The sequence below is a fragment of the Sphingomonas sp. GW821-FHT12D09 genome (assembly GCF_058807215.1).
Genome location: NZ_JBXAQL010000001.1, coordinates 237,723 through 250,603 on the forward strand (window position 1 = coordinate 237,723; position 12,881 = coordinate 250,603).

A 12,881-nucleotide genomic window follows, 5' to 3' on the forward strand; every position below is an offset into this window, starting at 1 on the left:
GTGTCAGTATTCGAGGATAGGGTATGGAGCCGCTAAAGTGCTTCGGCCCGTGGTGGGAGAGAGATGATGATGCGGTTTCGCCTTTTGACGGCCGTTGCGGTTCCCGCGCTTACCATGGCACTCGCGACGCCAGCTTTTGCACAGGATACGCAGGCGGCGCCGGCCGATGCCACGGCGCAAGACGATAGCGCGCGCGATCCCAACGAGATCGTCGTGACCGCGCAGGGGCGCGCCCAGGTGCTCGCCGATGTTCCGCTCGCCGTCTCGGCCGTGAGCGCCGAGCAGCTCGAGCGCACCGGCGCCACCGACATCCGCCAGCTCAACCAGGTGGCTCCTTCGCTGCTCGTCTCCTCGACCGGCAGCGATTCGAACACTTCGGCCCGTATCCGCGGCGTCGGTACGGTGGGCGACAATCCGGGCCTCGAAAGTTCGGTCGCGACCTTCATCGACGGCGTCTATCGCTCGCGTACCGGCCTCGGTCTCAACGACCTGGGCGAGATCGAGCGCATCGAAGTGCTGCGCGGCCCCCAGGGCACGCTGGGCGGGCGCAATGCTTCGGCCGGCATGCTGAGCGTCACCACCAAGGCGCCGAGCTTCACCTTTGGCGGCATGGCCGAGGCGACCTATGGCAATTATGATTTCTGGCGCCTGCAAGGTGCAGTGACGGGACCGATCTCGGAGCAGATCGCCTTCCGCCTCGACGGGCTCTATTCCAAGCGCGACGGCTATTACAACGATGTGAACACCGGCCGCGACATCAACAATCGCGACCGCTACCTCGTGCGCGGGCAGCTGCTGTTCCAGCCGAGCTCGGACGTCTCGGTCCGGCTGATCGGCGACTATAGCTATCGCAAGGAAGATTGCTGCGCCGCCGTCTATGCGACCGCCGATGTGTCGCCGTCCAATGCCGGGCTGATCGCGCCGGGCACGCCGGTGGCGACGGTGCTGACCGGGATCACGGGCACGACCTTCGCACAGTATTTCCCGGCCTATAACAACGCCTATTCGCGCCGGATCGCGACGAGCGCCAACCGCTCCTACACCGGTGTCACCAAGGACTGGGGCGTCTCCGGCGAGGTGAACTGGGATTTGGGCGGCGTCGAAATGACCTCGATCACCGCCTATCGCGACTATCACAACACCCAGGCTGCCGACGCCGATTATGGGCTCGCGGACATCCTTTATTTCGGGCCGCAGAGCGGCCGCGAGTTCAAGACCTTCACGCAGGAGCTGCGTTTCCACGGCACGGTGCTCGACGACAAGCTCGACTGGCTGATCGGCGGCTTCTACGCGCATGAGGACCTGGAGACGAAGAGCCAGCTCAACTTCGGCAATGACTATGGCCGTTTCGCCGCTTGTCGCATCGTCTATGGCTCGTTCAACGCCTTCTACAATCCCGCCAATACCGGCTGCCTGAGCGCGACCGGCGTGGCAGTGCTGGGCAACCCGGCGGGGCCGCTGGGCGCGGCCGGCGCGGCGATGGTCGGGGGGCTGCAGCGGCTCGACACGGTGCGCAACCTTGGCGACAACACGGCGAACTTCAACCAGACCAGCTCGAACTTCGCCTTCTTCACGCACAACATCTTCCACGTGACGAGCAACATCGACCTGACGGTGGGCCTGCGCTACACCAACGAGACCAAGAAGCTCGATGCGAACTTCAACAATACCAACACCGTGTGCCCTGCCCAGCAGGCAGCCTTGCTGCCCTTCATGGGCGTGTCCGCGCTCGCGCCGCTGGCCGGCGGCATCATCACGCTGACCTGCCAGGGCAACACCACCTCCGGCCTCAACGCGCTGACGCTGAACGACACGCGCAAGGAGAACAAGTTCACCGGCACGGCCATCCTGTCGTGGAAGCCGACCGACGACATGCTGCTCTATGCGAGCTATTCGCGCGGCTACAAGGCGGGTGGCTTCAACCTGGATCGCTCGGCCTTCAAGAACCCGCTGGCGACCCAGCCGCTGCCGATCTTCCCGGTCAGCGCCGCGAATGCCGGCTATTATGCCGATGTCCTCCAGTTCGATGAGGAAACGGTCAATGCCTATGAGCTGGGCATGAAATATTCGAGCCGGGGCTTCAACCTGAACATCGCCGGCTTCCGCCAGGAGTTCAGCAACTTCCAGCTCAACACGTTCAACGGCACGGTGTACCTCGTCCAGAACATCAATGGCTGCAAGACGAGCCTGGGCGGCGGCGATCGCGACCTGAGCGCGACCACCGGCACCTGCGCGGCGGACAACATCAAGCCGGGCGTGACCTCGACCGGTTTCGAAGTCGAGATGGGCATCTCGCCGGTCCGCGCGGTGAACTTCAACTTTGGCGCGACCTACGCCAAGACCAAATATGCCAGTCAGTTGGTGGGCTCGAAGACCGGCGTGCCGCTCGATCCGGCGCTGCGCCTGCTGCCCGGCGACAATCTGTCGAACGCGCCGGAATGGGTGGTGACGAGCTCGGCGGCCTGGACCCCGTCGCTGGGCGGCAACCTGCGAGGCCTGCTCTATGTCGACGCCCGCCTGGCCGACGACTACAACACCGGCTCGGATCTGTTCCCGCAGAAGGAGCAGGACAGCTTCGTGGTCGTGAACGGCCGTATCGGTATCGGCAGCCAGGACCAGCTCTGGAACCTCGAATTCTGGGTCCAGAACGCGACCAAGGCCAACTACATGCAGGTCGGCTTCAGCTCGCCGTTCCAGGCGGTGAGCACCACGCCGACGGCGCAGTATCCGGGCGGATCGCAGATCTTCTCGGCCTATCTCGCCGAGCCGCGGACGTACGGCATCACGCTGCGCTCGCGCTTCTAAACCCCCTGGGGATGGGGTGTGGAACGGGCTCGCGGAGAAATCCGCGGGCCCGTTTCCGTTCGGGTTGCCGGCCGCCTTGAAAGCCGACATCCTCGCGGCGACACAGGCGTGGAGGGTTGCATGATCCGATTGCTGCGGGGCTTGCCGATACTGGGGTTGATGTTCCTCGCCACGCCCGCCTTCGCGCAGGCGACGGCGCGAACCTGCGGGACGGAGGAAAGCGTCGGGCCGGCCTGCCTGCTCGCGCATCAGGAATTGCCGCCGCTACCGGCCGGGCCGGTTTATTGGCATCTCGATACCTTTCCGAGCCGGGACGCGGCGAGCAAGGCGGCGGGGGCGAACGGTACCGTCGTCGAGGCGTTCGACAAGGTGTGGCTGTTCACGATCGCGGGAGAGGGCTGGCGACCGGCGGGTGGCACGCACGTTGCGAATATCGGGCCCTTGCCGGTGGAGGCTGCGCCGATGCTCTCGGCCGAATATCTGCGCTCGGTGTTCACGCCGGGAATGACCGCGCCGCTGCATGTCCATTCGGGGCCGGAGGCATTCTTCGCGGTGAGCGGCGATACCTGCCTGGAGACGCCCGACGGCGCGCAGGCCGGGCGCGGTCCGGGCAACAGCCTGGTCATCCGCGGCGGGCCGCCGATGCTGCTGATGGCGATCGGCAGCGCGCCGCGAAAGGGCTTCGCGCTGATCCTGCACGACATGCACAAGCCGCCCACGACTTTGACGCAAGCGTGGCAGCCCAGGGGGCTGTGCGCGGCCGAGGCGGCGAAGCGCTGAGTTTCAGGGTGCGTTCAGGCGTGAGGCGCGAGGCAGAGGCGTCGAATTGGAGATGCCCGATGCGTTCGTTCCTGCCAGTCCTTTGTTTCCTCGCGCTCGCCACGCCGCTGCCCGCCTTTGCGCAAGGCGCGCCGGCGCCGCAATGCGCGGTCCGCATCCAGTTCGGAAGCTATGCGATGGGGATCGACCGGCCCGCCTTCGACAAGGTGCAGGCGCTGCTCAAGCGCGACGCCCGGGTGCGCGGAGTGGAGCTGCAGCGCTGGGGGCGCGAAGGCGAGACCACCCTGTGCGCGACGCTGCGCCGGTCGCGCGACACCCGGGCGGTGTTCACCCGGGTGAAGGCGGCGCTGCCCGCAAAGCCGCGCGGGCCGATCGCGGTGGAAGCGCCGGGCGGGTTGCACTTTGAAGCGCCGCGGACCCGGTAGAGGCTATTCCGCGGCCATCGCCTCGCGCTTTGCCCCGGTTTCGGCCGAGGGCCTGGCGCCGGGCTTGATCTCGATCGTCACCTTCTCGATTCGCCCGGTGAACTTGAACGGCATCTTGTAAGTGAAGTCGATTGGCGAGCCGGTGTCGAGGCCGACATCGAGCCCTTCGCCCAAGGAGAACTGGATCGGCACCGAGCGCTCGATCCGGCCGTCTGCGAGCACTTCGCCATCGCTGGAGACGGTGATCTTCGCGCCCTTGCCCATGCCGCCGCCGTCATAGGCGAAGTCGACGACCAGAATGTGCCGGCCCGCGCCGAGGGCCTTGGAAGACGTGAAGGTGGGGCGGTCGACCGAGAGATAATTATAGACGAAGACCGGCTTGCCTTCGCGCAGATAGAGGCCGTAGCCGCCCTCCAGCCCGCCATGGGTGACGATCATGCCCTCGGCGCCTTCACCGGGCAGTTCGATTTCGGCGGTGATCGTCCAGCTCTTGTTGAGCATCGGCAGGCAGGCGGCATCGGGCAGCGCGGTCTGGCCTTCATAATAGACGGCCTTGGTGCGGTGACCGACCATGCTGGGGCGGCCCATCGCCTCGGCGTTCAGCCGGATCGTCGCACGCCAGTCGAGCGGCAGGACATTGTATTTCGACGCCTCGACCCACCACAGGTCCTGCAGCTCGCGCAGCTTGTCGGGATGCTCGGCGGCGAGGTCGTGCGCCTGGGAGAAATCGTTGTCGAGCTTGTAGAGCTCCCACACCTGTTGGTCCGGATCCCAGTCCTCGGGACGGACCGGTTCCCAGGGCACGAAGCTAGGTGCCGAGGCCATCCAGCCATCATGATAGAGGCCGCGATTGACGCCCAGCTCGAAATACTGGGTCTTGCGCTTGCTCGCCACCTTGCTGTCCTCGAAGGTCGCGGCGAAGCTGACGCCCTCGATCGGCTTCTGCTCGATGCCGTTCAATTCGCTCGGCGCCGTGACGCCGCAGACCTCATAGAGCGTCGGCACGATGTCGATGGTGTGGATGAACTGGCTGCGTAGTCCGCCGCCGTCCTTGATCCGATCGGGCCATGAGATGATCATCGGGTTGCGCGTGCCGCCGAAATGGCTGGCGACCTGCTTGGTCCACTGGAAGGGCGTGTTCATCGCGTGCGCCCAGGCCGAGGGGAAATGGTTGAAGTGCTTGGGCCCGCCAAGCTCGTCGATCGCCTTGAGGTTGTCCTCCCATTTCTCGGGGAAGCCGTTGAAGAACATGTTCTCGCACAGCGACCCCTCGATGCCGCCCTCGGCGCTCGAGCCATTGTCGCCGGCGATGTAGATGATGATCGTGTTGTCGGCGTCGGGGAGTGCCTTCACGGCGTCGATCACCCGGCCCATCGCCGCGTCGACCTGCGCGCCATAGCCGGCGAACACTTCCATCATCCGCGCATAGAGCCGCTTCTGGTCGGCGTTCAGGCTCTCCCAGGCGGGTAGGCCACGCGAGCGGGTGGTCAACTCAGTATCCTGGGGCACCACGCCGCGCTGCTTCTGCCGTTCCACCGTCTGCTCGCGATAGGCATCCCAGCCACTGTCGAACGTGCCCTTGAACTTGTCGGCCCAGGCATTGGGGGCGTGATGCGGCGCATGGGTGGCGCCGGGAGCGATGTAGAGGAAATAGGGCTTGTCGGGCGCGATGCTCTTCACCTTGCGCACCCAGGTGATCGCGCGGTCGGCCAGGTCCTCGGTCAGGTGATAATCGGGATCGTCGGAGGCGGGGACGAGGGTGTGATCCTCGAACAGCAGCGGGTTCCAATGGTTCATGTCGCCGCCGTTGAACCCGTAGAAATAGTCGAAGCCCAGGCCATTCGCCCAGCGATCGAAGGGCCCGGTCGCGCTGGTTTCCCAGGTGGGCGTGTTGTGGTTCTTGCCGATCCAGGCGGTCATGTAGCCGTTCTGGCGCAGCACCTCGCCGATCGTGCCGCAGCTGCGCGGCAGGATGCAGGTATAGCCGTCATAGCCCGTGGCGCATTCGGTGATGCCCGCGAAGGACGTCGAATGGTGGTTGCGCCCGGTGATCAGCGCGGCGCGCGTCGGGCTGCACAGCGCGGTGGTGTGGAAGTAATTGTAGCGCAGCCCCTCCTTGGCGAGCCGGTCCATCGTCGGCGAAGGTACGCCGCCGCCGAAAGTCTCGAACTGGCCGAAGCCCGCATCGTCGAGCAGGATCAGCAAGATGTTCGGCGCGCCCTTGGGCGGCTGGACCGGCTGCGGGAAGGTCGCCGGATCGGAGTCCTGATAGGTTCGCCCCACTTCGCCAGCGAAACGGAAATCGGGACGCGGCAGCACGTCGGGCGTGGTGGGGGTGGGGGCGCTCGGCATGGTTCGTCTCCTGAATGGGGAGCGCGGAGGGTAACGCGGACGCCGGCGGGGCTTTATCGGGGGGAACCCGGAGCGGGGACGGGGAACCTACCGGGGATCGCGCCGGGGGATTTCTGCGGGTTAGCCCCGATGCCCGGGCGCCCGCGCTGTTTCTATACCGGCCGGGCTGAACCCGGGAGAAAAGCGATGAACGATCAACGGCCCATCCTGAAGCCGCGCGAGACAGGCAAGGCGCCGAAAGATGTGCCGCTGGAAAGCCGCATCGGCACGCTCGAATTCACGCACCGCTTCGAGGATGGCTACCCGACCGCGGAGACGGTGGACAAGCTGTTCGACGAGCGCGATTTCCAACGTGCCTGCCAGGCATATCTCTGGGCACTGCCGCTGGTCGGCTTCGAGCAGTTCATGCACGAGGCCAAGCAGGTGCTGGGTGCGGCGAACGGCCAGCTGGTCGCCTATCTCAGTTATACTGACAAGCTCGGCATCCTGACCCCCAATGCGACCACGCCCTATTATATCGCCTTTGCCGACCTGACCGAGGACGGGCCGCTGGTGATCGAGCTGCCGCCGAGCGGCATCCGCGGCGGGCTGGTGAGCATCTGGCAGCAGGCGATGGAAGGCGCGGAGCCGGGCGGGCACTATCTGGTGCTCGGGCCGGGACAGGCGGCGCCGGGCGACCTGGAGGGGCATGAGGTGCTGCGCTCGGCGAGCCTGGCGTTCATGCTCGGCGTGCGGATCACGGTGACCGATCCGGCCGAGGCGCAGGCGGTGCTGTCGCAACTGCGCGTCTATCCGTGGAGCAAGCGCAGCGATCCGCCGCCGAGCGAAGTGATGCAGGCCGCCGACCGTGCCTGGAGCGGCACCCAGCCGCGCGGGCTCGATTACTGGAAGCAGCTCCACGCGTTGGTCTCCCGCGAGACGCTGGGCGAGCGCGATCATTTCTTCGTCGAGATGCTGAAGCCGCTGGGTATCGTGAAGGGCGAGGCGTTCGCGCCCGATGGGCGCCAGACGAAGCTGCTGGAGGAAGGCGCGCTGGTCGGCGAGGCGATGGCCAAGGCGAATACCGCCAATCGCCGCTTCGAGGGCGTGAAATATCGCGAGGGCGCCGGCTGGGATCACGCGCTCGACCTCGATGCCGATGATCCGGACGAATATTGGGCCCGGCTCGATGAGCGGGCCTCCTGGTTTTACGAGGCCTATTCGGCGGCGGCGGACATGTCGCCCAAGCGGACTGGCGGGGCATCGTCGGCCTATCTGGGCGCGTATCGCGATGCCGAGGGGGATTGGCTGGACGGCGGCACCAACTACCGGCTGCACGTGCCGGCCAATCCGCCGGCGGACCTGTTCTGGTCGGTCACGCTCTACGAGCTCGACACCCGCTCGCTGGTCCGCAACGCCCAGCAGATCGCCGACCGCTCCTCGCGAATGGAGCTGAAGGCGAACGCCGACGGATCGATCGACATCCATACCGGGCCGCACGCACCGGCGGGGTTCGAGGCGAACTGGATCCCGACCGAGCCGGGCAGGGGATGGTTCAGCTATTTCCGGCTGTACAATCCGACCCAGGCCTATTTCGATGCGAGCTGGCCGTTGGGGGATTTCGAGAAGCTCGGCTAGGCTCCGAGCACCCGATCATCAAATAGCCCGAACGCGATCGTCGAGGCGTAGAAGGCCACGGCGCGGTCGCGGGGCATGGTGCTGGCCCATTTGCGCATGTCGAAGGCGGCGTTCTGGAGGGCCATCAGCGTCTGCGAGGCGACCAGCGGGTCTATGGCGCGGATCGAGCCCTGGGCGATACCATCGGACAGCATGCCGGCGAAGCGGCGGGCGATGCGGTTCGAGCGGTCGATCATCGTCGAGCGGACCTGCGGCGGCAGGCCGGAGAGCGCAGTGGTGCGCAACAGCGGGCCGCGCTCGCTGAACTGATAGTCGAGCAGCGTGGCGATCGTGCTTTCGAGCTGTTCCCACTGGCTGCCGGCGCGGTTCTCGGCCAGGCGCTGGGCATCGGCGATGATGTCGAAACTGCGTTTGTAGCAAGCGATGACCAGCTCGTCCTTGGCGTCGAGATGGTGGTAGAAGCTGCCCTTGGTGACATTGAGCTCGCTGGCGATCTTCTGGACCGAGGCGCCGCGATAGCCGAGTTCGTTGATCAGGCGGGTGGCAGCGAGCAGGAAGGCCTCTCGACCGGGTTCGGGCTCGTCATGTTCGAGGTCGAGCAGTTCGGGCGTCCAGGCCTGACCCGGGGCGGCGATGCCGGTGCGGAACACGTCCATGAGGCGCGCTTCGACACGCGGATATTCGTCCACCTCGTAGCGCGGCAACCATGCGGTGAGCCAGAAGGTGTTCTCGAGCAGGACGTGCGCGCGAGCACCGTGGAGATCGGTTTCGGCGCGGCTCGTGGCGGGACCCCAGAGCGCGCGGGTCTTGCGGAAGATGTCGCGCCAGCGATCGAGCAGCTCGCGCTTGATCGGGTCTTCCATGGCGCGCAGATCGGAGAGGATCGCGAAATCGCGCTCGGCACCGCGGCGGATGTTCGCGAGCCGCTCCATGTTGATGTTGAGATAGCGGGCGACGCGGGCTTCGGACGTCGACTCCCGTGCGGCATCCTCGAGCATCGCGTCGAGCCGGTCGAGCGTATGTTCGAAGGCCGCGGCGGCGAGGTCTTCCTTGCGCTTGAAGTAATAGGTGACGGATGTGGTGTTGAGGCCGACGCGGCGGGCCACGTCGGCGAAGGTCATCCCCTTGGCGCTCTGCTCGTTGATCGCGTCCGCAGCCGCAGCGAGGATTGCATCCCGCTTGGCCTGGAAGCGTTTCGTCGCGCTTGCGATTTCTAATTTCCCCGGTGCATTCATTGCAATCAGTCTAGCCGATTTGGGGCTAACCAAAAGCGTTTTTTGAATCCGCGTTGTACCGATTTTCCCGCGGGTCCGACTTTACCGAATATCCGGTATGCTCTAGTCCGGTTCGCGAAACAGTGATCGGAGAGGATGCGCCATGGATTTCACGCTGAGCGAGCGCGAGACCTATTTCCGCGACCGGGTGAAGGCGTTCATCGACACGCGCATCCGCCCGCGCGACGGCGAGTATCGCGCGCAGCAGCGTGAGGGCGATCGCTGGAAGATACTGCCGGTGATCGAGGAAGTGAAGGCGGAGGCCAAGGCGGCCGGGCTTTGGAATTTCTTCATGCCGCCGCACTCGGGCCAGACCCATGTCGATGACAGCTTCGAGTTCCAGGGCACGCAGCTGACCAACCTCGAATATGCGCTGTGCGCGGAAGAGATGGGGCGGATCGGCTGGGCGTCGGAATGCTTCAATTGCTCCGCGCCGGACACGGGCAATATGGAAGTGTTCCACCGCTATGGTACGCGGGCGCAGAAGGATCGGTGGCTGGGGCCGCTGATGGAGGGTGAGATCCGCTCGGCCTTCCTAATGACCGAGCCGGCGGTGGCGAGCTCGGATGCGACCAATATCCAGACGCAGATGGTGCGCGACGGCGATCATTATGTGATCAATGGACGGAAATGGTGGAGCTCGGGCGTGGGCGACCCGCGCTGCGCAGTGTCGATCGTGATGGGCAAGACGAGTCCGGACGCCGCCAAACATGCCCAGCAGAGCATGATCCTGGTGCCGATGGACGCGCCCGGCGTGAAGATCGAGCGGATGCTTTCGGTTTTCGGGTATGATCATGCGCCGCATGGCCATGGCGAAGTGGTACTGGAGAATGTCCGGGTACCCGTCGATCACGTGCTGTTGGGCGAAGGGCGCGGGTTCGAGATCGCGCAGGGGCGGCTCGGGCCGGGGCGCATCCACCATTGCATGCGGACGATCGGCGTCGCCGAAGAGGCGATCGAGGCGATGTCCAAGCGGCTCGTCAGCCGTGTCGCCTTCGGCAAGCGGCTGTCGGATCACTCGGTGTGGGAGCAGCGGATCGCCCGCGCGCGCATCGATATCGAGATGACGCGGCTGCTCTGCCTCAAGGCGGCGGACATGATGGACAAGGCGGGCAACAAGGCGGCCCAGCTCGAGATCGCGATGATCAAGGTGCAGGCGCCGCAAATGGCGCTGCAGATCATCGACGACGCGATCCAGGCGCATGGCGGCGCGGGCGTTTCGGGCGACTTCCATCTGGCGCATGACTGGGCGGGCATCCGCACGCTGCGGCTCGCGGACGGTCCGGACGAGGTCCATGCCCGGGCGATCGCGCGGAACGAGTTCGGCAAGTATGCGGACTTCAAGGCGGATCGGATGTCGAGCGGGGACGTGGGGGTTTCGCGTTAGGTTCGTCATCCCGGCGAAAGCCGCGACCCAGAGCGAAAAAGACGACATCGCTTATGACCCTGGGCCCCGGCTTTCGCCGGGGTGACGGAAAGGGAGAAGAATGAAAGCAGCCGTTCTCTACGAAGCGGGCAAGCCGCTCGAGATCACCGAGGTTCGCGTCTCCAAGCCGGGCCCGCGCGAGGTGCTGATCCGCACCAAGGCGGTGGGCGTGTGCCGATCCGACCTGCACTTCGTCGACGGCGCCTTCCCGCACCCGGTGCCGACGGTGCCGGGGCATGAGGCGGCGGGCGTGATCGAGGCGGTGGGCAGCGATGTCGCGCACCTGAAGGTCGGCGACCATGTCATCACGTTCTTCACGGTGTTCTGCGGCAGCTGCGAGATGTGCGTGACGGGGCGGCCGTCGCTCTGCATCGATCCGTCGACCCGGCGCGCGGCAGATGCGGAGCCGCGGCTTTCGCTGGACGACGGCACCGCGCTGGCACCGTTCCTCAACCTCTCCGCCTTTGCCGAGCAGATGCTGGTGCATGAGAATGCCTGTGTAGCGATCTCGAAGGAGATGCCGCTGGATCGCGCCGCCTTGCTCGGCTGCGCGGTGATCACCGGCGCCGGCGCGATCTTCAACGACAGCCGGGTGCGGCCCGGCGAGAGCGTCGCGGTGATCGGCGCTGGCGGGATAGGCCTTGCGGCGATCAATGCGGCCAAGATCGCCGGGGCCGGGACGATCCTGGCGATCGATCCGGTGCCCGAGAAGCGCGAGCTGGCGCTCAAGCTGGGTGCGACGCATGCGCTCGACGCGATGGCCGAGGGATTGGCCAAGCAGGTGCTCAAGCTCACCGATGGCGGGGTGCACTACGCGATCGAGGCGGTCGGGCGGCCGAACACCGCCGAGCTGGCCTGGACGATCCTGCGCCGCGGGGGCACGGCGACGATCCTGGGGATGATCGCGCCGGGCGGCAATGTCAGCCTGCCCGGGCCGACCTTCCTGACCGGCAAGAAGATCCAGGGCTCGCTGCTGGGTTCGACGCGCTTCCCGATCGACATGCCGCGGCTGGTGCAGATGTATCTCGACGGGCTGCTCGACCTCGATACGATGGTCGCGGAGCGGATCAGGCTGGAGGACGTCAACGAAGCGCTCGACAAGCTGCGCAAGGGCGACAGCGTGCGTTCGGTGATCGAGTTCGCATGAGCGACCTGGATGAAGCCAAGCTCGAGACCTGGCTGGGAACCCATGTCGCGGGCTATGCGGGGCCGGCGAGCGTCACCAAGTTCCCCGGCGGGCAAAGCAATCCGACCTATCGGATCGATGCCGGATCGGGCGCCTATGTGCTCAGGCGCAAGCCGTTCGGGCCGATCCTGCCCTCGGCGCACGCGGTGGAGCGCGAATACAAGCTGATCGCTGCACTGCATCCGACGGGATTCCCGGTCGCGCGGCCCTATGGCTTATGCGAGGATCCGGAGGTGCTCGGATCGCCCTTCTATATCATGGAGATGGTCGAGGGGCGGACGCTGTGGGACGGATCACTGCCCGACATGGCGCCTGCGGATCGGACCGCGCATTACCACGGGATCATCGACACGCTCGCGGCACTGCATGCAGTGGATTACGAGGCGGTTGGGCTGGGCTCGTACGGCAAGCCGGGCAATTATTTCGCGCGGCAGGTCGAACGCTGGTCGAAGCAGTACCGGATGAGCCAGACCGACGCGCTGCCCGAGGTCGAGCGGCTGATCGAGTTCCTGCCGCGCACTGTGCCCGAGCAGACGCGGACGAGCATCGTCCATGGCGACTTCCGCATCGACAACGTGATCTTTGACGCGGACGGTCCGCGCATCCTGGCAGTGCTCGACTGGGAGCTGTCGACGCTCGGCGATCCGCTGGCGGACTTCTCCTATTTCCTGATGAGCTGGGTGACCGAGCCAGAGGGGCGTTCGGGCGTGAAGGGGCTTACGGGTCCGGAGACGGGCATCCCAACGATCGAGCAGGTGGTGGCGCGCTATTGCGCAGCCACGGGGCGCGAGGGGGTGCCCGACCTCAACTGGTATTTCGCGTACAACCTCTTCCGGCTGGCCGGGATCGTGCAGGGCATCAAGAAGCGCATGATCGACGGCAATGCGTCGAGCGCCCAGGCGGCGAAGACGGTGGAGCGCCTGCCCGGGCTGGTTGCGGCGGCGTGGCATTTTGCGCAGGAGGCGGGGGCATGAAGCCACAACCGTCATCCCGGCGAGAGCCGGGACCCAGAGCCA

General features: G+C 65.9%; 9 protein-coding genes. 7 read left to right on the forward strand and 2 right to left on the reverse strand.

Features of this window, described 5'->3' with window-relative positions; all coding sequences use genetic code 11:
* The first annotated feature begins 114 nt into the window (after positions 1 to 114).
* The 3 genes from AC1RPL_RS01130 (at position 115) to AC1RPL_RS01140 (ending at position 4,010) form a co-directional block, all read left to right on the forward strand.
* A complete protein-coding gene (locus AC1RPL_RS01130) occupies positions 115 to 2,805 on the forward strand; it encodes a TonB-dependent receptor (RefSeq protein ID WP_493067420.1) in 2,691 nt (896 codons plus the stop codon).
* 120 nt (positions 2,806 to 2,925) lie between these two features.
* A complete protein-coding gene (locus tag AC1RPL_RS01135; protein ID WP_493067421.1) occupies positions 2,926 to 3,585 on the forward strand; it encodes a hypothetical protein in 660 nt (219 codons plus the stop codon).
* A 59-nt stretch (positions 3,586 to 3,644) separates the two neighbouring features.
* Positions 3,645 to 4,010: a hypothetical protein gene (locus AC1RPL_RS01140; RefSeq protein ID WP_493067422.1), complete on the forward strand. Its 366-nt coding sequence runs from the start codon at positions 3,645 to 3,647 to the stop codon at positions 4,008 to 4,010.
* 3 nt (positions 4,011 to 4,013) lie between these two features.
* Here the strand turns inward: AC1RPL_RS01140 and AC1RPL_RS01145 are convergent, their stop codons facing one another.
* Positions 4,014 to 6,362 (reverse strand): arylsulfatase, encoded by a 2,349-nt coding sequence (locus tag AC1RPL_RS01145; RefSeq protein WP_493067423.1) that lies wholly within the window; start codon positions 6,360 to 6,362, stop codon positions 4,014 to 4,016.
* Positions 6,363 to 6,548: 186 nt separating this feature from the next.
* On the opposite strand from AC1RPL_RS01145, the gene AC1RPL_RS01150 reads away from it, so the two are divergent.
* Positions 6,549 to 7,979: a DUF1254 domain-containing protein gene (locus AC1RPL_RS01150; RefSeq protein ID WP_493067424.1), complete on the forward strand. Its 1,431-nt coding sequence runs from the start codon at positions 6,549 to 6,551 to the stop codon at positions 7,977 to 7,979.
* On the opposite strand, the gene AC1RPL_RS01155 is transcribed toward AC1RPL_RS01150, so the two are convergent.
* The gene (locus AC1RPL_RS01155; RefSeq protein WP_493067425.1) at positions 7,976 to 9,214 is read right to left on the reverse strand and encodes a TetR/AcrR family transcriptional regulator; all 1,239 of its coding nucleotides are present in this window, start codon (positions 9,212 to 9,214) and stop codon (positions 7,976 to 7,978) included. The genes AC1RPL_RS01150 and AC1RPL_RS01155 overlap by 4 nt on opposite strands.
* Positions 9,215 to 9,356: 142 nt before the next feature.
* Here AC1RPL_RS01155 and AC1RPL_RS01160 point away from each other — a divergent pair, with 142 nt between their 5' ends.
* From AC1RPL_RS01160 to AC1RPL_RS01170, 3 genes are all read left to right on the forward strand, one after another.
* The gene (locus AC1RPL_RS01160; protein ID WP_493067426.1) at positions 9,357 to 10,640 is read left to right on the forward strand and encodes an acyl-CoA dehydrogenase family protein; all 1,284 of its coding nucleotides are present in this window, start codon (positions 9,357 to 9,359) and stop codon (positions 10,638 to 10,640) included.
* Between the two features lie 100 nt (positions 10,641 to 10,740).
* Positions 10,741 to 11,826: a Zn-dependent alcohol dehydrogenase gene (locus AC1RPL_RS01165; protein WP_493067427.1), complete on the forward strand. Its 1,086-nt coding sequence runs from the start codon at positions 10,741 to 10,743 to the stop codon at positions 11,824 to 11,826.
* Positions 11,823 to 12,839 carry a phosphotransferase family protein gene (locus tag AC1RPL_RS01170; RefSeq protein ID WP_493067428.1) on the forward strand — a complete coding sequence of 339 codons (1,017 nt, stop codon included), beginning with the start codon at positions 11,823 to 11,825 and terminating at the stop codon, positions 12,837 to 12,839. Before AC1RPL_RS01165 ends, AC1RPL_RS01170 begins: the two co-directional genes overlap by 4 nt.
* Positions 12,840 to 12,881 lie beyond the last annotated feature (42 nt).